Source organism: Camelimonas fluminis (assembly GCF_014656355.1).
Taxonomy (GTDB): Bacteria; Pseudomonadota; Alphaproteobacteria; order Rhizobiales; family Beijerinckiaceae; genus Camelimonas; species Camelimonas fluminis.
The window spans coordinates 37544-53815 of record NZ_BNCG01000019.1; the positions used below are offsets into that span (position 1 = coordinate 37544).

At 64.5% G+C, this 16272-nt stretch carries 16 protein-coding genes and 1 tRNA gene; 7 read left to right on the forward strand and 10 right to left on the reverse strand.

Going from position 1 to position 16272, the window contains the following annotated elements; all coding sequences use genetic code 11:
• Positions 1-46: 46 nt before the first annotated feature.
• The 3 genes from IE243_RS16770 to IE243_RS16780 form a co-directional block, all read right to left on the reverse strand.
• On the reverse strand, positions 47-472 hold the full coding sequence (locus IE243_RS16770) for a helix-turn-helix domain-containing protein (RefSeq protein WP_244643236.1): 426 nt from the start codon (positions 470-472) through the stop codon (positions 47-49).
• Positions 469-1272 carry a meso-2,3-butanediol dehydrogenase gene (budC, locus tag IE243_RS16775; RefSeq protein WP_191320549.1) on the reverse strand — a complete coding sequence of 268 codons (804 nt, stop codon included), beginning with the start codon at positions 1270-1272 and terminating at the stop codon, positions 469-471. Before budC ends, IE243_RS16770 begins: the two co-directional genes overlap by 4 nt.
• Before the next feature lie 61 nt (positions 1273-1333).
• Positions 1334-1633, reverse strand: coding sequence for a hypothetical protein (locus tag IE243_RS16780; RefSeq protein ID WP_191320550.1), 300 nt, complete (start codon positions 1631-1633; stop codon positions 1334-1336).
• A gap of 244 nt (positions 1634-1877) precedes the next feature.
• Between IE243_RS16780 and IE243_RS16785 the strand changes: the two genes are divergently transcribed.
• Both IE243_RS16785 and IE243_RS16790 read left to right on the forward strand, forming a co-directional pair.
• The gene (locus IE243_RS16785) at positions 1878-3110 is read left to right on the forward strand and encodes an MFS transporter (RefSeq protein ID WP_191320551.1); all 1233 of its coding nucleotides are present in this window, start codon (positions 1878-1880) and stop codon (positions 3108-3110) included.
• Positions 3111-3303: 193 nt separating this feature from the next.
• Positions 3304-4530, forward strand: a complete 1227-nt coding sequence (locus tag IE243_RS16790) for an adenylate/guanylate cyclase domain-containing protein (RefSeq protein WP_191320552.1) — start codon at positions 3304-3306, stop codon at positions 4528-4530.
• A gap of 337 nt (positions 4531-4867) precedes the next feature.
• Here the strand turns inward: IE243_RS16790 and IE243_RS16795 are convergent, their stop codons facing one another.
• A complete protein-coding gene (locus tag IE243_RS16795) occupies positions 4868-5161 on the reverse strand; it encodes a TehB family protein (RefSeq protein WP_191320553.1) in 294 nt (97 codons plus the stop codon).
• Positions 5162-5333: 172 nt separating this feature from the next.
• The gene (locus IE243_RS16800; RefSeq protein ID WP_191320554.1) at positions 5334-5624 is read right to left on the reverse strand and encodes a hypothetical protein; all 291 of its coding nucleotides are present in this window, start codon (positions 5622-5624) and stop codon (positions 5334-5336) included.
• A 104-nt stretch (positions 5625-5728) separates the two neighbouring features.
• Here IE243_RS16800 and IE243_RS16805 point away from each other — a divergent pair, with 104 nt between their 5' ends.
• Together IE243_RS16805 and IE243_RS16810 are read left to right on the forward strand one after the other, a co-directional pair.
• Complete coding sequence (locus IE243_RS16805) at positions 5729-6487, forward strand: carbonic anhydrase (RefSeq protein ID WP_191320555.1); 759 nt, start codon at positions 5729-5731, stop codon at positions 6485-6487.
• A 360-nt stretch (positions 6488-6847) separates the two neighbouring features.
• A tRNA-Ile gene (locus tag IE243_RS16810) sits at positions 6848-6923 on the forward strand.
• A 464-nt stretch (positions 6924-7387) separates the two neighbouring features.
• On the opposite strand, the gene IE243_RS16815 is transcribed toward IE243_RS16810, so the two are convergent.
• Complete coding sequence (locus IE243_RS16815; RefSeq protein ID WP_191320556.1) at positions 7388-8596, reverse strand: ABC transporter substrate-binding protein; 1209 nt, start codon at positions 8594-8596, stop codon at positions 7388-7390.
• A gap of 489 nt (positions 8597-9085) precedes the next feature.
• Between IE243_RS16815 and IE243_RS16820 the strand changes: the two genes are divergently transcribed.
• Positions 9086-9589, forward strand: a complete 504-nt coding sequence (locus IE243_RS16820) for a hypothetical protein (RefSeq protein WP_191320557.1) — start codon at positions 9086-9088, stop codon at positions 9587-9589.
• 117 nt (positions 9590-9706) lie between these two features.
• Here the strand turns inward: IE243_RS16820 and IE243_RS16825 are convergent, their stop codons facing one another.
• Positions 9707-9913, reverse strand: coding sequence for a hypothetical protein (locus tag IE243_RS16825; protein WP_191320558.1), 207 nt, complete (start codon positions 9911-9913; stop codon positions 9707-9709).
• 225 nt (positions 9914-10138) lie between these two features.
• On the opposite strand from IE243_RS16825, the gene IE243_RS16830 reads away from it, so the two are divergent.
• Together IE243_RS16830 and IE243_RS16835 are read left to right on the forward strand one after the other, a co-directional pair.
• On the forward strand, positions 10139-11236 hold the full coding sequence (locus IE243_RS16830) for a linear amide C-N hydrolase (RefSeq protein WP_191320559.1): 1098 nt from the start codon (positions 10139-10141) through the stop codon (positions 11234-11236).
• A gap of 228 nt (positions 11237-11464) precedes the next feature.
• Positions 11465-12085 (forward strand): TIGR02466 family protein, encoded by a 621-nt coding sequence (locus tag IE243_RS16835; RefSeq protein WP_191320560.1) that lies wholly within the window; start codon positions 11465-11467, stop codon positions 12083-12085.
• A gap of 153 nt (positions 12086-12238) precedes the next feature.
• Here IE243_RS16835 and IE243_RS16840 read toward each other — a convergent pair whose 3' ends face one another.
• The 3 genes from IE243_RS16840 to IE243_RS16850 form a co-directional block, all read right to left on the reverse strand.
• A complete protein-coding gene (locus tag IE243_RS16840) occupies positions 12239-13153 on the reverse strand; it encodes an aldose 1-epimerase family protein (protein WP_191320561.1) in 915 nt (304 codons plus the stop codon).
• Between the two features lie 295 nt (positions 13154-13448).
• Entirely contained in the window at positions 13449-15428 is a 1980-nt protein-coding gene (gene rpoD, locus IE243_RS16845; RefSeq protein WP_191320562.1) for an RNA polymerase sigma factor RpoD, read from the reverse strand.
• A 447-nt stretch (positions 15429-15875) separates the two neighbouring features.
• Entirely contained in the window at positions 15876-16073 is a 198-nt protein-coding gene (locus tag IE243_RS16850) for a hypothetical protein (RefSeq protein ID WP_194624598.1), read from the reverse strand.
• Positions 16074-16272 lie beyond the last annotated feature (199 nt).

Below are 16272 nucleotides of genomic sequence, written 5' to 3' on the forward strand. Positions count from 1 at the left end.
GAACCGGGGGGTGAAGCACGCCCGGCTCACAGGGGCGGCTGACGGGTCAGGGCACGTCGTCATCGCCGACCGAGCCGCCTTCATTCTCCCAGCCGGCGACCTTGCGCGACAGGCTGCTGGTAAAGCGCAGCCGCACGCCAACGCCCATGTCGTCTTCCGGAATGAAGTGGGCGCCAAAGCTTTCGAGCGCGGCCTGGAGGGCGCGCAGACCTGGAACGTCAGGCGGCGTCGAGCCGGCTTCAAATTTCCTGATGAGATCCGCGCCCAACCCACTGCGGCTGGCCAGCACCTCGACCGAAATCTGGGTCAGCGCCCTCGCGGCGGCGCATTGCCCGCCAGTGATGGTTTCAAACACAGACGTTCTCCCCCATGCTGAAGATGGGCCAGCATAGCCGCTGGCGGCCAGAGCCGCCAGTTTCGCCAGCCCTGCCGGATCATCGGCATGGCCGGCCATGGCCGCGCCTGAGGTCATGTCCCGGTGCGGGTCTCTCCGGTAAGCAGGCGGGTGAAATTGGGCTGGCCTGTTGCGGACGTGAGGCCGCCATCGACGACAAGGGCTGCGCCTGTAACGTAAGACGCCGCCGGAGAGGCCAGGAAAAAGATGGTCTCGGCGATTTCCTCCGGCTGCGCCAGCCGCCCGAGGGCGATCGCCTCCATATAGCGCGCGGCCACCTCGGGCGTTTCGCACAGCTGCTGCGACAATGGCGTCTGCACCAGACCGGGGCACACGGCGTTGACGCGCACGCCTTCACCGCCGTGGTCGAGCGCCATGGCCCGCGTCAGGTTGATCACCGCTGCTTTCGAGGCATTGTAGGCTGCGAAGCCATGATCGCCGCCGGTGCCGGAAATGGAAGCGATGTTCACGATATTGCCGCGCCGGGCGATGATGTGCGGCAAGGCGCGACGGCTGGCGTAAAACACGCCGTCCACGTTGACGGCGAACACCTGCCGCCACTTCTCATCGGGCAGACGGTCGACATGTCCGAAGCCGCCAATGCCAGCATTGTTGACGAGCACGTCCACCGCGCCAAACCGGGCGACCACCGCATCGACGGCGGCGTCCACATCAGCGGAAACCGCCATGTCGACGCGCTGGGCCATCACGCGATCCGCCGCGCCTGCGTGGCGCCCGAGCTGGCGCGCCAGCGCTTCCTCATCCCGGTCAAGCAGCGCCACCCGATCGCCGGCGGTGATGAAACGCGCCGCCGTAGCCGCGCCAATCCCGGAGCCCGCGCCAGTGACAATGATGACGCGGCCCTGATCCGTCTGCATGTTTCCATCCCTTGTTGCGCTCCGGCTCGCCGGAGTCTGTCATTCTCATCGCCCGGGCCGGTCAGGCGCCGGAGTCGCGACCACCCAGCATGACCATGACGGCGCCGCCCAGCAGACCGCCGGCGACAAGGCCGCCGCCCGCCGCCGCCATGGACCAGAAGGCGGAAACCAGCGCGTCGCCCTGCAGGGCGTTGATGGCGAAGGCGCACAGGCCAATGGCGAGACCCGCGATCACGGCCACCCGCGCGCCGGCGCGAAAGCCGATGGCCACGCCAATGACCGCGCTGGCGACAACCCAGATAACCCACATGCGCAACATGCGTCGCCCCCGCTGCTCCGGCGTGAGCCGCCAGACCTTCATGGCCGCCGAAACCGGCCGATCGCCAACTGGATCACAGGCGACGACGTTCCGGAAGCTCTCGCCGCTTCCAGGAGGCAAAATCCCCCGCTACATGCGAAACAGGCCCTGCCGCATGCACTGAAAGCAATGGCGCACGCCCGGCCAGCCTGGTAGAATAATTTTTCGTGTGGGGGAAATGCGCCTGCCGGCGGGCGCCAGATCGCCGCTCCGGACAGAGGCGCGAGAGCCGGGAACGCGCAGGGGCATGAGCGAAATAGACGGCGGCGTTGCGTGGCGACGCCTTTTTGCGGCAGTTCTGCTGAGCATGGTTGGCGGCGTCGGCATGTGGTCCGTGGTTGTCGCCCTGCCGTCGGTTCAGGCGGAGTTTGGCGTCGACCGCGCGGCGGCGTCCCTGCCGTTCACCATGGTCATGCTGGGCTTTGGCGTTGGCGGCGTGGCGTTTGGCCGGCTGGCTGACCGCGTCGGCATCATGCCGCCCCTGGCGCTGGGCGCCGTCATCATGGGCCTGGGTTATGTGCTCACCACCCTGACGCCAGGCATCGTCAGTTTCGCCATTGTTTTTGGAGCCATGATCGGCATTGGCTCGTCCGCCTGTTTTGGCCCTCTGGTCGCGGATATTTCCTGCTGGTTTTTCAAGCGGCGTGGTCTCGCTGTCGCCATCTGCGCCTCCGGCAACTATCTGGCGGGCGCCTTCTGGCCGCCGGTTGTTGAACGCGCCATCAACATGTGGGGCTGGCGCGCCACGCACATCGGCATCGCCATTTTCTGCACCGCGACCATGCTGCCGCTGACGCTGCTGTTGCGGCGGCGCGCGCCGGTGGACGTCGCCGCCGCCACGGCGGGCGCGTCCGTCGTCCAGACCTACGCCGAGCCGCAACAGGCGCTGGGCGTTTCGCCAGGGCGGCTGCAAACCCTGCTGGCGGTGGCTGGCGTTGGCTGTTGCGTGGCCATGGCCATGCCGCAGGTGCACATCGTCGCCTATTGCGGCGATCTGGGCTATGGCGTGGCGCGGGGGGCGGAAATGCTGTCACTGATGCTGGCTTGCGGCATCATCAGCCGCATCGGTTGCGGCTACATCGCCGACCGGATCGGCGGTCTCGGCGCCCTGTTCCTCAGCTCCATCGCCCAGGGCACGGCGCTGGCGCTGTATCTGATGTTCGACAGCCTGACGTCGCTGTATGTCATCTCGGCGCTTTTCGGCCTGTTCCAGGGCGGTCTCGTGCCCAGCTACGCCATCATCGTGCGCGAATACTTTCCGGTGAAGGAAGCCGGCGGCCGGGTCGGCCTGCTGATTCTCGCCACCGTGATCGGCATGGCGCTTGGCGGCTGGATGTCCGGCCGGATCTTTGACATGACCGGCTCGTATCAGATCGCCTTCCTCAACGGGCTTGCGTTCAACCTTCTCAATGGCGCCATCGTGCTGTTCCTGCTGATGCGCCAGCGTGGCGGGGAGCGCCAGGCCTTCGCAAGAGCATGATGCGGCGACTGGGTGGCGCGCCGTGACGCGGCCGGTTTGACGCGGCGCGGCGAGGTTGTATCGTGCTCGGCCCGGCCATGGCCCCGTCACCATGACCGACGCAGGGGCTCAATGACGGAAAGCGATATGGTCCCGCCGGCCTGCGACGCGACGTGGCCGCGCGGCGCCGGGGCCTGGAGGGCCGAAAGCGGTCATGAGCGCTGACACTCCGCCCGTTTCCGCCATGCAGCCAGGCGCCACCGGCGTTTCCTGGCTGGAAATGGACGAGGCCATGCTCTCGCGTGGCCTCGCCATCCGTGACTGGCTGCTGACCGACGGACGCAATGCTTCCGATCTCAAGCTGATTGTCGCCGGGCTGTGCGAACGGCTGGCTGAGGCTGATATTCCCGTGGACAGGGCCATGCTTGTGCTGCAGACGCTGCACGCCGAGCAGGCCGCGATGGCCATGGAGTGGAAGCGCGCCGAAGGCCTGGAGGCCGAGGCCATCGCCTACAGCGATTTTTCAGAAAAGGTCTACGAGGAAATCCCCTTCGCGGCGGCGCACCGCGCCCGCGCGGCCATCAGCTTTCGCATGGACGAGACTCCCAACGAGCGTTTCGGCATTGTGCCTGACCTGCGCGCCCAGGGTTACACGCACTATTTTTGCGCGCCGCTGCTGTTCGCCAACGGGCACAAGAATGGCGTCAGTTTCGCCACCCGGGCGCCGGGAGGATTCAGCGACGGCGACATCAACCTGTTGCATGCGCTGACCCCGACCATCGAGGCGGTGCTGGAAATTTATGCCGGCTACGAAGCCGTGCACCAGCTGCTCCGCACCTATATCGGCGATGAACCGCACCGGCTGGTGCTGGATGGCGACGTGCGACGCGGGCATGTCACGCGCATCCGTTCCGCCATCCTGTTCGCCGACATGCGCGACTATACCCAGCGCTCGTCATCGCTGACCCCGGAGCAGACCGTCGACCTGCTCAACGCCTATTTCGACTGCATCGTGCCGCCAATCGAAGCCGAAGGCGGCGAGGTGCTGAAGTATCTTGGCGATGGCCTGCTGGCGATTTTCCGTGACCGCGGCGATGACGCCGGCAGCGCCGCCCAGGCGGCGCTCGACGCCGCCCGGGCGGCGCTGGCGCGGCTGGAAGCATGGAACGCCTCCCATCCTGACCAGACGATCGCCACCGGCATCGCCCTGCATCATGGCGAAGCGGCCTATGGCAATGTCGGCTCCGGCGCGCGCCTCGACTTCACGGTCATCGGCCGCGACGTCAACGTCGCCAGCCGGCTCGCAGGCCTCAACAAGGCGCTGGGCGAGCCGCTGATCATGTCCGCGGCCCTGACCGAACAGCTCTGGGGCATGTTTGAGCTGGTGGGGACCTTCGCGTTGAAGGGCATACCCGATGAAATCAAGGTCTATCGCCCATGAAAGCGCGCCGGGCGCTGCCGGCGTATGCATGAACCCGGCGATAACCCGCCCAGGATCCGGGCAACTGGCGCATGGACAGGTTTCCCCGGGACTGAAGAACCGTTTTGCTTCCCGCCCGCCATCCGGCCCCGTCAGAACGGGGTCCGGCGCGGAGCCAGGCCGCCGCATCGCCATGCACGCCATGCACTGGCGGCGCGACAAGCCGCTTTCGCGACCTCCAGCATATGCCGCACCAGTCCCACGGGCGTCTCCGGCCGGCCAATCCCCTGCTGGCTGCCCTCGCTTCAGCCCCGGCTTCCGGTAGACCCGACCAGTCCAACCGAACCATGGGGCGTCGTCATGAAGCCCGGTAAAACTCGATGAAGAAGCAGCCCGGCTCAACGAAGCTTACGTGGTGCGCGACCTGCGGCTCAATCACGACCATCTCTCCTGCCGATGCGATGACCTCCACTGCATCCGGGGGTTCCAGACAATATCGCACACGACCCGACAACACGTGCAGGAGGCCCCAGGCGCCGGCCTTCGTCGCGTGAGCAGCCTGTAATTTTACCGGAAGGTTCTCAGGCGTGAAGTCGGGGGAACGTGCATACGGCTCCAGACCGGCGGGCAATATCGCTGGAATTCCTGCCATGGACCAATCCTCCCAGCCCGCTCCGCTTCTGGCGACACACCGCCCATGAGCATGATATCAATTCTATCTTACGTCAGCAGAGGGAGGACGCCACGACCTTGCGGCGGCTCATCGAATTGCGGTGATCGTGTTGAGCGCATCTGCGGCAGGAACGTTCGCCTCCTGCGCCCAATCACCATGGGCAGGCCCGGAAATCTGTTCTGGCAAGCGATCCCGCATCAGGCGCACCGCAGGCATGGCGGCCAAAGAACTTCGGCGTGGTCAGGCAGTCCATTTCAATGGATAATACGACATTTGGCATATCGCCTGCATATTCCGTGGCCAGAGCGGAAAACGTTATGCCGTCAAAGCTCCGCGAAAATTTTGAGCCAATGAATATTACAGAAGTTCCATGGGAGAATTGCGTTGAATTATTACTGAAACCAAAAACCAAGGATAACGCCCATGAGGCAAAGCGCGGCATGGCTGGCCGCTCCTGGTTGAAAGAACATTTCGTATTGGGAGGCGCTTAAACTCGCAGCGCGCGATATAATAGCGGCGGACAACTTTTGGGTTCTGGAGAACATCATGGCTTTTACCCGCCGCGCCCTGCTTGCCGCGTTATCCGTGTGCCCCATCTGCGCCGGCGTGGCGCGAGCCGCGGAGAGCGGCTCTCCCCACTGGAGCTATGAAGGCCACGGCGGACCCGCCCGGTGGGGTTCGCTCGAACAGGGCTTTGCCGCCTGCTCCGTCGGCAACCAGCAATCGCCGGTGGATCTCGATGGCGCAGTTACGGCGGCGGGCGCCGGCCCCGCCCTCGCATGGAAGCCGGACGCGTTCAGGGTGACGAACAACGGCCACACCATCCAGGCCGATGTCGCAGGCGACGCGGGCGCGGCGACGATAGGCGGCAAGACCTACATGCTCAGACAGTTCCACTTTCATGCGCCCAGCGAGCATGCGGTGGCTGGCAAGCGCAGCGCCATGGAAGCCCATTTCGTCCACGCCGAAGCGGATGGGAGCCTGCTGGTGCTGGGCGTGTTTCTTGTTCCCGGGCAGGTGAACCCTGCCTTTGCGAAGATCATGGCCACAGCGCCAAAAGCCGCCGGCGCACAGGCGCTCGATGGGGCGCTGGATCCGGCAGGCTTGCTGCCGCACGCGCGCAGCGTCTATCGCTATGAAGGGTCGCTCACCACGCCGCCATGCTCGGAAGTCGTGGACTGGAACGTGCTGGCTGCTCCAGTCGAGGTTGCGCAGGCGGACATTGACGCGTTCCGGGCCATTTTCCCCATGAACGCGCGGCCAATCCAGGCCATGAACCGGCGCTTCCTGCTTCGGCTGAACTAGCAGTTTTCGATCAATCTGGATCGCAAACTGCTCCAGTTTTCCTTGTTTGAGCGAATTCTGACCGGTCAGCCGATTCCGGCTGACCGGAAAGCGCTCAGGCAAAGACAGTTGGAGAAGACTTGCGGGCGTTCGCCAGCAGGCGCGGAGCGGTGACGATCGGGGCTGGGAGCGTTTACGGCCCCCACGACCTCGTTCGCCTCACCCAAGCGTCGAACGTAAGGGGATGTTGCCGCCAGCCTGGCGGCGTGGCATGAACGCCTCTGGTGGCGACACCCGATTCCGTCGTTTCTGTGCCATATCTGCGCCAGGCTGGATCAAGCGGCAACAGCATTTGATCCAGGGCATTGAAAGTATACGGAAGGGCCTGTAGCTCAATGGTTAGAGCCGACCGCTCATAACGGTCTGGTTGCAGGTTCGAGTCCTGCCGGGCCCACCAAATTCCCTCATGGAGCAGAAAACCGGAAACGGTCCGGAGCATGTTGATGCCTGGACCGGTGTTGATCTGTGGAGCGGGCCCCCTGCTCCTGGAGAGGCCCGGCTCTCCGGCGCTGAGGGTTGTCAGCTATTCTGCTCCGACGTATTGGCGCCTGGATGCGGCGGAGCGACGTCACCGCCCAGCGCAACGACAGCTCGCCTCAACGCCACCGCCAGCCTGCAACATTGGCCACGGCGGCTGCCGCCGCTTGTGGGACGGCGAGTTGGCTGGTGACCTTGCCGTCGCCGGAGCATTTTTGAGAAAAGTGAACTCCGCATTCGCAACGGAAGCGGGCCTGACCAAAGCGATAGAGCGCATCCCGTGAGCCAGGCTCACCGGAAACGCTCCAGCTGGTGAAATCGATCAGGGGCCGGCGACGTTACGGGAGGCCCGTGCTGAAGCCGCGCAGGAGCCAGGGAGCCAGTTCATTCGACGGCGATGGGCTCGCCAAACACTACCCAACGGTTGCCGTCGAAGCGCTGCAGCCTCAGGGCGTTCACCGTGGTGTAGTTGGTCGGCGACACGTTCATGACCACGCCAGGCAGATACATGGGCAGCGCCAGGTTCTTGATGGTGGTTGCCTGTTTCAGCACATTCTCGCGGGTGAGATTGTCACCGGCGTTGCGCAGGATGTGCTCCACGGTCTGGGCCACGGTATAGCCGAAGACATTGCCGCTATTGAGCGGGTCGCCTTCCTTGTACCAGTCCTGCATGAACTTCCGGTAGGCCAGCACCGCCGGATCGTTGGCCCACACGGGGTCGCTGGGATCCTTCAGCGCCGTTGCGGTCACGATGCCCCTGGCGTTATCCAGACCTGCCGGCTGCAGGGTCTGGACGCGCGACGAAGCGACCGAGGCGACATAGAAAGCCGGCTTCCAGCCGATCTCGGCGATCTTGCGAATGGCCTGGGCGCCAAACTTTGGCGTCGCCATCATGAACAGCGTATCGGCGCCGGAACTTTTCAGCTGGATCACCTGCGAATCAACCGTGGGATCGGTGACTTCGTAGCTGGCCTCCTTCACCACATTGCGGACAGCCTCGCCAAGGCCCTCCTTGAAGCCGCTGACATAGTCCCGGCCGGCATCGTCGTTCTGCCAGAGGATGGCGATTTTCGCGTTGGGCGTGGTGGCGGCGATATGCCGGCCATAGACCTTCCCCTCAAACGAGTATGAGGCGAAACCCGGTGTGGTCCACGGGAATTTGGTGGGGTCGTTCCATCGCGTGGCGCCGGTGGAAACCAGCAGCTGTGGCACCTGTTTGGTATTGAGGTAACGCTGCACGGCCGCGTTCGTCGCCGTGCCGATGGAATTCACCAGCGCCAGAACCTGCTCCGACTCGACCAGCTTGCGGGTTTGCTCCACCGTTTTCGGCGGGCTGTAGGCGTCATCGAGCGACAGCAGCTCCACCTTGCGGCCATTAACGCCGCCCGCCGCGTTCAACATGTTGAAATAGGCGACTTCCGCCCGTCCCTGCGTGCCATAGGCGGACGCAGGCCCGCTATAGGGCATGGTCTGCCCCAACCTCACCGACGTATCCGTCGCGCCGGGGCTGTACTTCTTCTCAGCCATGGCGGCGCCCGCATGCAGCACGCACAACACTGCTGCCGCCAGAGCGCCTCTTGTCGCCCACGTCATGTCGTTTCCTTCCTGTAACCCCGACGTCTTCGCGTCAGATTTTTTGTCAATTGCTTTACCTGTCGTGCGCGGGCATCGCCGTCGCACATACACAGCCTAGGACGAAACGAGGGGCGCGCCACTAAAATATACTTGAATCAGTCATCTCGATCTGGGCGCGGGACCCGGGAGTCACCACAATATTCAAACGGGACTGAAGTACTGCCGCGCGCAAAACTCACCGCACGCCACGGCATATTTATCCGCGCGGCGCAATGGCTTGTCGGCCATTGTCCGGCGCGAGATTGGCGCTCTCGCAAGCCTGCCGGTCGATACGCAACGAATAAATTCCGAAAAACGCCAACCCGGACTTCAGTATTTATCCGATGACTCCTTCATGAATATTATAAAAAATCGACATATCCGCAGGATATGGTTCATATTTACTTATTATTTATAACTCACATCAATATTCATCCTGCGCGATGCCACCGCGCACAAACAATACACATGGAGACATCATATGGTTTTTCTTCTGAAGCCGCAGAAGGCGACCGCCGCCGCGCGGAAGTCCACAACCCGCGCCACGGCGAAGGCTCCAGCGGCGAAGGCGCCGGCAGCCAAACCGGCCAGCCGCGCAACAACGGCGACGGCGGCTCGCGCAGCGCCGAAAAAACCGGCCGTCAGCAAAACCACGGCGGCGCGGGTTACAGCGACGAAAGCGCCAGCGCGCAAGACCACGACCACGGCGGTAAAAACCACGGCTACCAGGGCGACCGCGCCGAAGCCAAAGGCCGCCGCAGCGAAATCACCTGCCCGAAAGCCTGCAGCGCGCGCAACCGCAACCCGAACGCCAGTCGCCAAAAAGCCGGCGGTCAAAAAACCCGCGGCCCGTCCGGCCGCCTCCCGGGGGCGTTGAATCAGCCCGCGCGGTCCAGATTGCGCCTTGCAGGGCGCATTCAATACAGGCGTGCTGTTCGCCCAGCCCCCTCCGGTCGAACAGCCGCCAACTGACGCGCAAACACCCACGCTGCCATGGGAAGGGAAGCAGCGTCTCAGGGCAAAACGTCCGTCACAAACAGATGGCGCCGGTGAAGCTGACGCTCCCCGACCGTCCGCCCGATCGCGACGTTAGTGCGTGTACTCCCGGCGGCCGGCTGCCTTCGCCTCGTGATCCTGTGGCTCAGGATTACGGAGAGGAAGCAGCTCAAGGGGCGGCTGCGCGCCACTGGCGATATAGGCCTGCGCCCGGATGCGGCGAAGCTGCTCGCCCGCGACAACCTGCACCCAGCCATCGCTGGTCTTGTACAGTCCACGTTCTGCGACATTGGAAGTCATTGGCGTTCCTCCATTGAAGCTGATCCTTCCAAGATGTGGGCGCCGGCGCGATCATGCAAGCCTCGCGCATCCCGTATCCGCCACGCCATGCAGCCTGGCGCGCGACACAACATGCGGTCGGCCCTGAAACCGGGCAGCCCCCCAATCTGTATCTGGCGCCCGCCGGCGCAATGGCTATGGTGCGCCAGCACCCTTCCTGTCCGCGAGCCTGCCGGGATGTCACAAATGCGCTTTTCCCGCCTTCTCACCGCCACCGTATCCGCCAGCATTGTCCTCGGCGTCGCCGCCAGCGTTCTGCCTGGCGCCGCCAGGGCCTGCACGCGCGCCCTGTATGTGGGCGACGACAAGACCGTCATCACCGGCCGCAACATGGACTGGAAGGAGGACATGCACACCAACCTGCACGTGTTTCCCGCCGGCATGGCGCGGCGCGGCGCCAAAGCCGCCGACGCCCTGACCTGGACATCGCGTTACGGAAGCGTCATCGCCGCCGGCTACAACATCGGCACGACGGACGGACTCAATGAAAAAGGCCTCGTCGCCAATCTGCTGTATCTGGCGGAGTCCGAATACGGCCCGGTGGAAGCCGGCCGCAAGAAGCTGACGATTGCAGCCTGGGCGCAATATGTGCTCGACAATTTCGCCACCGTCGATGAAACCGTCAAGGCGCTGGCGCGCGAGGATTTTTCGCTGCTGACGCCCGACGCGCCCAATGGAGCGAAGGCGACGCTGCACCTGTCCATTTCCGACGCCAGCGGCGATTCCGCCATCTTCGAATACATTGGCGGCAAGCTGGTCATCCACCACGGTCGCCAGTACACGGTGATGACCAACTCGCCGGCCTACGACAAACAACTGGCCCTCAACGCCTACTGGAAAGAAATCGGCGGCCTGACTTTCCTGCCGGGCACCAACCGCGCCGCAGACCGCTTCGCCCGCGCGTCCTTCCTGCTGGAGTCGCTGCCGAAAGCGCCCTCCCCGCAATATATGGCCGGCGTTCCGGGCCAGAGCTTCGCCAATCAGGCCCGGGCCCAGGTGGTGAGCCTGATGCGGGCGGTGTCGGTGCCGCTTGGCATCACCACCCCCGACCAGCCCAATATCTCCTCGACCATCTGGCGCACCGCCTCGGACCAGACCAACCTGGTCTATTTCTTCGACTCCGCCACCCGTCCGAACACCTTCTGGGTCGACCTGAACAAGCTGGACCTGAAGCCGGGGGCGCCGAGCCTGAAGCTCAATCTGGACAAGGGCGAGGTGTATAGCGGCGAGGTCTCCGGCCAGTTCGTCAAGGCGCCGCCCTTCGTCTTTCTCACCGGGGAATGACGCGGCTCTGGCCGCTACCGTGACTCGCGCGCGCCCGAAATATTTTGGAGAAAGGGCCACCCGCGGTTTTCCTGAAGGGTGGCGCGCGCAGCGCGCAAAAACATACAATCAAGGAAACGGGGCGTTGGCGGCAACCAGATTTCGCTGCAATCGCTTCGGGATGTCTTCGCGGTTGTGCGGGACCAAAAGCTGGTTCCGCACAACGGCGACATGCTCTATGGAAACGTCATGAGCGCACAAGCCCCCACCGTTTCGCTTCACTTCCCCACGCAGATCTATCGCGCCGCCCTGGCGCCGCCAGTCTCCCCGCTTGTGCAGGAGCTGGACGGCGCCTGCCGCAGCCTCGCCGAGGACGACGACGCGGGGCTCGACTGGTGCGAAGCCAATGGCTACCCCGGCTATACCTCATACGCCTCGCTGGATGACCTGCCGTGGCGGTTTCCGGTGTTCGGCCAGTTGGTCGAACAACTCGACCAGCATGTGGCCAGTTTCGCCGGGACCCTGGATTTCGACCTGAAGGGCGGCAAGCTGGAATGCGACTCGCTGTGGGTGAACGTGCTGCCGACCGGCGGCATGCATTCCTCGCACCTGCATCCGCACTCCGTCATCAGCGGCACATTCTATGTGGCGTTGCCGGAAGGCTCGGCGGCGATCCGCTTCGAAGACCCGCGCCTTGCCTTCATGATGGCCGCCCCAACCCGGCGCAGCGCCGCCAACCGCCCCTTCGTCAGGGTGACCCCCGAGCCCGGCGAGGTGCTGCTGTGGGAAAGCTGGCTGCGCCACGAAGTGCCGATGAACGAGTCGGACGACGAGCGCATCAGCATCAGTTTCAACTACGCCTGGAAATAACCCTGCCGGCTCTCTGGCGGCAGAAAACCGCAGGTTGCGCCCTCATGCAGAGGGAGCATGGGCAGTGCGGTCTTGCCGCCGAAACGCTTCGCTTCACGCACCACAAACTGGCGTCGGTTTTGCCGGGCAACGCGCTCTGGCCAGCCGCCACACTCAGGCCTCCAGCAGCGACACCTGCATGCCGAAGGCATGGCGCTGGCCGGGAGCCAGTTCGATCATGCCGGGTTTGTTGAACAGGTCATGGGGTTTCGGCGGATCGCCCGGCAGCGGCGCATCGTCGGCATAGCCCTGCCAGGGCTCGACGCACAGGAATGGGGCCCCGGAGCGCGGCTTGCTCCAGACGCCGAGGCTCGGCATGCCAGCAAAATCCACGGAGATGCGCCGGCGCCCCCTGACGCCATAGATCACCCGCTGGCTGGCCAGCTCCTTGAAGACAATGGCTCCGTCAGCCAGCAGATCATCGTTGAGGGGCAGCCGGCCATCCGCGCGCACCGGCATGCGGCGGGGCCCGATCAGCAGGCCATCGCCATCGGGTCTGAAGACCTGGCCGTGCTCCGGAACCTCAAATTCCAGCTCGTGCTCCTCACGGGCGCCCCCATAGGGCAGCGGCCAGCGGAAGGCGGGGTGGAAGCCCAGCGCCATCGGCATCGGCCGGCGGCCGCGATTGGTCACCGCCGCCTGCACGGACAACGCCGCGGCGGCCACGGCGTATGTCACGTCGAGCTGGAACGGAAACGGATAGACGCTACGGGTCTCCTCGTTCTCGCGCAGGCGCAGCGACACAGAATCCGGCTCCCGCGCCTCAACATTGAACAGGCTGTGGCGGGCGAAACCGTGCTGCGGCAGCCGCCACGCCTCCCGGCCAAGGCGATAGGCGCCGCTGGCGAGCGCGCCGACGATCGGGAACAGCAACGGCGCCCGCCCGGTCCACCAGCGCGGATCGCCATCGTACAGCAGATCGCGGCCCTCAGAGTCGCGCAACACGCACAGCTCCGCGCCAAAGGGGTCGATATCCGCTGACACGCCGGCGGCGCTGATGTGAATGCGATCATCGTTGGCCGCCCGCATGTTTTACCTCGCAACGCCTTGCGCCAGATCCACCGCCAGGCGCGCCGCCAAAGCGCGCCGGAATCGGGCGGATCATACTGGTTGCGAGCATTTCATCTGCCCGACGGCGCCACAAGGCCGTCCTGGAGCTGGAGGCGGAGTTCTCCCGCGCGAGCGCAGGTCCCCTCATCACAAACCGCTGACGGGAGACACACCCGGCATATGCTGACGAGACTGGCTGGCGGCGGACAGGCGCGCCCATGAAAAAGGCCGGCGAATGGATCGCCGGCCTCGGGGAGTGCTGAAGCACGCTGGCTTAGTTGTCGAGGAAGCTGCGCAGCTTGCGCGAGCGGCTCGGGTGCTTGAGCTTGCGCAGGGCCTTGGCCTCGATCTGGCGGATGCGCTCGCGGGTCACCGAGAACTGCTGGCCGACCTCTTCCAGGGTGTGGTCGGTGTTCATGCCAATGCCGAAACGCATGCGCAGCACGCGCTCTTCGCGCGGCGTCAGCGAAGCCAGCACCCGCGTCGTGGTTTCGCGCAGGTTGCTCTGGATCGCCGCGTCGATCGGCAGGATGGCGTTCTTGTCCTCGATGAAGTCGCCGAGGTGGCTGTCCTCCTCGTCGCCGATCGGCGTTTCGAGCGAGATTGGCTCCTTGGCGATCTTCAGGACCTTGCGGACCTTTTCCAGCGGCATGGCCAGCTTCTCAGCCAGCTCCTCCGGCGTCGGCTCCCGGCCGATCTCGTGCAGCATCTGGCGCGAGGTACGGACGATCTTGTTGATCGTCTCGATCATGTGCACCGGGATGCGGATGGTGCGGGCCTGGTCGGCGATCGAACGGGTGATCGCCTGACGGATCCACCAGGTGGCGTAGGTCGAGAACTTGTAGCCGCGACGGTATTCGAACTTGTCGACCGCCTTCATCAGGCCGATGTTGCCTTCCTGGATCAGGTCGAGGAATTGCAGGCCGCGGTTGGTGTACTTCTTGGCGATCGAGATGACGAGGCGCAGGTTGGCCTCGATCATTTCCTTCTTCGCCTGGCGGGCTTCACGCTCGCCCTTCTGCACCATCAGCACGATCTTGCGGAACTCGCCGATCTCAAGGCCGGTTTCCGCCGCCAGGGTCTGGATGTCCTGACGCATGGAGCGGATCTGGTCCTTCTCCGCCGCGACGAAGTTCTTCCAGCCCTTGGTGCCAAGCTTGGAAACGCGCAGGATCCACTTGGGATCAAGCTCCGCCCCCTGGTACTGGCGCAGGAAATCCTCGCGGCCGACGCCATGGCTTTCGCCAAGGCGCAGCAGGCGGCTTTCCATGCCGATCAGGCGCTTGTTGATGTCGTAAAGCTGCTCAACCAGCGCCTCGATGCGGTTGGCGTTGAGCGAGAGGGACTTCACGTCAGCGACGATCTCGTCCTTCAGCTTCTTGTACTTGCGCTCCTGGGCCGGCGACAGGCGCAGGCTCTGCAGGCGGTTTTCGATGTCCTGGTCCTGCAGGCGACGCAGACGCTTGTAGTTGTCAGCGATGCTGTCGAAGGTTTCCAGCACCTTCGGCTTGATCTCGGCTTCCATGGCGGACAGGGAGATGTTGTTCTCCATGTCCTCTTCGTCCATGTCGCCGGAGGCTTCTTCGCCCTCGCCTTCGGCCTCTTCCTCGCCTTCGGCGTTCTCGGCCGCCGCCGCCGCGCCATTCTTGGCGTCCGGCCCAGCGTAGGTCGCTTCCAGATCGATGATGTCGCGCAGAAGAACCCGGCCTTCGATCAGCTCATCGCGCCAGATGATGATGGCCTGGAAGGTCAGCGGACTCTCGCACAGGCCGGCGATCATCGCCTCGCGGCCAGCCTCGATGCGCTTGGCGATGGCAATTTCGCCTTCGCGCGACAGCAGCTCGACCGACCCCATTTCACGCAGGTACATGCGGACCGGGTCGTCGGTGCGCTCGGAAGGCTCGCGGGTCGTTGTCGTGGGCGCGACGACGGCGCGCGGCGCCGCCTCGACGAGTTCGCCGCCCTCGGCTTCCTCTTCCTCGGCCTCGCCTTCCTGGTTATCGTCGTTCTCGTCGGCCTCGACGACGTTGATGCCCATCTCGGAGAGCTGGGACAATACGTCCTCGATCTGCTCGGAGCTGAACTCCTCCGGCGGCAGCACTTCGTTCAGTTCGTCGTAGGTGACATAGCCCCGCTTCTTGGCGAGCTTGATCATCCGGCGCACGCCGGCGTCGGTCAGGTCGAGGAGAGGGCCGTCGGTCTGGGTTTCGGCTGCTTCCGGCGCGTCTTCCCGTTCCGTCGCTTTGGTCGCCATTCGCTCAAGCTCCACTGTCAGCCGCCAGGCGCGGCGGCCAGGATCCGGACCCGTACATACCGGATCGCTCCAGCGATCCGGTATGTACGGCGAATCCGTATCGATTCAATATGTTGGAGAGCGATCAACCTGGCCGTGTCCACGGCCGGCGATCGCGCTCCAGCGCATCACCGGATTTCCCCTTGCAGAGAAAACCATCTGAATGTTCAACCCCTGTGAAGGGGCCCGTCCCGTTGCCGGCGCCGTCAGGCGCAGCCCTGTGCCTGGCGGAACCGTCAAAACGGCGCCGCCCCCAGCTGCCGCCCCGGTTCCCGCCCTTGCACGTCAAACGCGCGCTCCTGAGGTCCCCGCGACCTCAGGCCAGGCGCCCCCAAGGTGGACCACCCTGACATCCCGCCGTTCCACTGAAGCATTTCCTCTCGGGCTCACGGCCCGAGGGGAAATGCTTCAGACGCGCACGCGCGCCTGACCACCATCCCTGTCCACCACCACGTGACAGCGCATCACGTTGCCGACGCAATCGGCGAACAGCTTCGGACCTGCCGCATTCGCCCGCGCCCCGGCGACCGAACCCGCAAACGCCAAAGCGCCCCGGTCAGAACCTGACCGGACCTCCACGCCATTCCTGTCTTTTGCGCTCCACAAGGAGAGTGTCCGGAGCCGGCGGCTGATGGTCATGCGCCGAGCAGCGGCAAAAGTCGAATCAGTTGAATGTGCGGCTGTCTCCCAATTTTACCAGACGGCTACGGATTCAGCACAATAGCCATCCGAAGACCATCGTCCGCGTGGATCACAGCGCCTGTGGCGCGCCTTTGCCATAACGGCCAGCTTGCCTTGAGGACCC

Coding starts and splice junctions, on each gene's coding strand:
- IE243_RS16770 (WP_244643236.1), bottom strand. CDS start 472: ATGACCTCAGGCGCGGCCATGGCCGGCCATGCCGATGATCCGGCAGGG.
- budC (WP_191320549.1), bottom strand. CDS start 1,272: ATGCAGACGGATCAGGGCCGCGTCATCATTGTCACTGGCGCGGGCTCC.
- IE243_RS16780 (WP_191320550.1), bottom strand. CDS start 1,633: ATGAAGGTCTGGCGGCTCACGCCGGAGCAGCGGGGGCGACGCATGTTG.
- IE243_RS16785 (WP_191320551.1), top strand. CDS start 1,878: ATGAGCGAAATAGACGGCGGCGTTGCGTGGCGACGCCTTTTTGCGGCA.
- IE243_RS16790 (WP_191320552.1), top strand. CDS start 3,304: ATGAGCGCTGACACTCCGCCCGTTTCCGCCATGCAGCCAGGCGCCACC.
- IE243_RS16795 (WP_191320553.1), bottom strand. CDS start 5,161: ATGGCAGGAATTCCAGCGATATTGCCCGCCGGTCTGGAGCCGTATGCA.
- IE243_RS16800 (WP_191320554.1), bottom strand. CDS start 5,624: ATGCCGCGCTTTGCCTCATGGGCGTTATCCTTGGTTTTTGGTTTCAGT.
- IE243_RS16805 (WP_191320555.1), top strand. CDS start 5,729: ATGGCTTTTACCCGCCGCGCCCTGCTTGCCGCGTTATCCGTGTGCCCC.
- IE243_RS16815 (WP_191320556.1), bottom strand. CDS start 8,596: ATGACGTGGGCGACAAGAGGCGCTCTGGCGGCAGCAGTGTTGTGCGTG.
- IE243_RS16820 (WP_191320557.1), top strand. CDS start 9,086: ATGGAGACATCATATGGTTTTTCTTCTGAAGCCGCAGAAGGCGACCGC.
- IE243_RS16825 (WP_191320558.1), bottom strand. CDS start 9,913: ATGACTTCCAATGTCGCAGAACGTGGACTGTACAAGACCAGCGATGGC.
- IE243_RS16830 (WP_191320559.1), top strand. CDS start 10,139: ATGCGCTTTTCCCGCCTTCTCACCGCCACCGTATCCGCCAGCATTGTC.
- IE243_RS16835 (WP_191320560.1), top strand. CDS start 11,465: ATGAGCGCACAAGCCCCCACCGTTTCGCTTCACTTCCCCACGCAGATC.
- IE243_RS16840 (WP_191320561.1), bottom strand. CDS start 13,153: ATGCGGGCGGCCAACGATGATCGCATTCACATCAGCGCCGCCGGCGTG.
- rpoD (WP_191320562.1), bottom strand. CDS start 15,428: ATGGCGACCAAAGCGACGGAACGGGAAGACGCGCCGGAAGCAGCCGAA.